This window comes from Ideonella sp. B508-1, assembly GCF_000333615.1.
Lineage (GTDB): Bacteria > Pseudomonadota > Gammaproteobacteria > Burkholderiales > Burkholderiaceae_C > Ideonella.
The window spans coordinates 1-1,545 of sequence record NZ_BADL01000558.1 but is presented as its reverse complement, the minus strand read 5'-3'; the positions used below and the strand labels follow the sequence as shown (position 1 = coordinate 1,545).

Below are 1,545 nucleotides of genomic sequence, written 5' to 3'. Positions count from 1 at the left end.
TGCCCGATGGGTCCCTGGGCGGCAACACCCTGCCCGCCCGCTTTGCCAATCTGGTCGAGGCGCTGGACACCCGCTTCGTGCCGCCGGACCTGTTCGTGGAAGACCTGGCCTTCGATCACCGCTTCAACCGCCTGGTCATGTACAAGGCCGATCTCATCCACAGCGCCACCGCCTATTGCGGCAACACCCTTGAATCCAAGCGCATGACCGTGGTCATGTTCTGGATGGCGTGACAGATGCCCTTGGGGTGAATGCGGATGGCAACATCCCCGATGCGCGGCGGGATGTTGCGGTGCACAATCTCGTCTGATTTCTGTTCCCACAGTGATCTGGCAGCTTGAGCCAGCCAGACGACCCGCCGGCTCGGCCGGCCCTACCGCGGAGTGCCCCAATGCTGTATCAGATCTACGAGACCCAGCGCGCGCTGCTGGCGCCGTTCTCGGAATTCGCCAGCGCCACGGCCAAGCTCTACAGCCATCCGCTGTCTCCGTTCACCCATGTCCCCCTGTCCCAGCGTTACGCGGCAGGCCTGGACCTGATGCACCGGATCACCAAGGAATACGAGCGGCCCGAGTTCAACATCCAGACCGTGGACGTGGGCGGCGTGCCGGTGGCCGTGCAGGAACAGCTGAGCATCCACAAGCCCTTCTGTGACCTGATCCGCTTCAAGCGCTTCACTGACGATGCCGGCGCCCTGGATCGCATGAAGGGCCAACCCACCGTGCTGGTGGTGGCGCCGCTGTCGGGCCACCACGCCACGTTGCTGCGGGACACCGTGCGCAGCCTGCTGCAGGACCACAAGGTCTACATCACGCGTTGGACCGACGCTCGCCTGGTGCCACTGGAGGACGGCGAGTTCCACCTCAACGACTATGTGGCCTATGTGCAGGAATTCATTCGCCACATCGGGCCAGATGTCCATGTGATCTCGGTCTGCCAACCCACCGTGCCGGTGCTGGCGGCCATCTCGCTGCAGGCCACCACGGGGGATGTGGTGCCGCGCAGCATGACCATGATGGGCGGCCCCATCGACGCACGGCGCTCTCCCACGGCGGTGAACAACCTGGCCATGAGCAAGAGCTACGAGTGGTTCGAGAACAACGTGATCTACCGCGTGCCGTCGAACTATCCCGGTGCCGGCCGGCGTGTCTACCCCGGCTTCCTGCAGCACACCGGCTTCGTGGCGATGAACCCGGACCGCCACCTGAGCTCGCACTACGACTACTTCCTGGATCTGGTGCGCGGCGACGGAGAAAGCGCCGACGCCCACCGCGAGTTCTACGACGAATACAACGCGGTGCTGGACATGCCTGCGGACTACTACCTGGACACCATCAGGACGGTGTTCCAGGACTTCGCGCTGGTCAATGGCACCTGGGTGGTGGACGGCGTGCGGGTGGCCCCGGAGGACATCACCACGACCGCGCTGCTGACGGTGGAGGGCGAACGCGACGACATCTCCGGCGCGGGCCAAACCCGGGCGGCCCACGACCTCTGCCTGGGCATTCCCGCGGACTGGCAGTTCCACTACGACGTCCCAGGTGC

General features: G+C 64.9%; 1 protein-coding gene and 1 pseudogene. Both read left to right on the top strand.

The genetic code is table 11. The annotated features are described in order from the left end of the window. A pseudogene (locus tag I73_RS33350) lies at positions 1-233 on the top strand (hypothetical protein); the annotation flags it as partial. A gap of 158 nt (positions 234-391) precedes the next feature. Beyond that, a partial coding sequence (locus I73_RS21955; protein ID WP_022982585.1) for a polyhydroxyalkanoate depolymerase occupies positions 392-1,545 on the top strand: 1,154 nt, incomplete at its 3' end.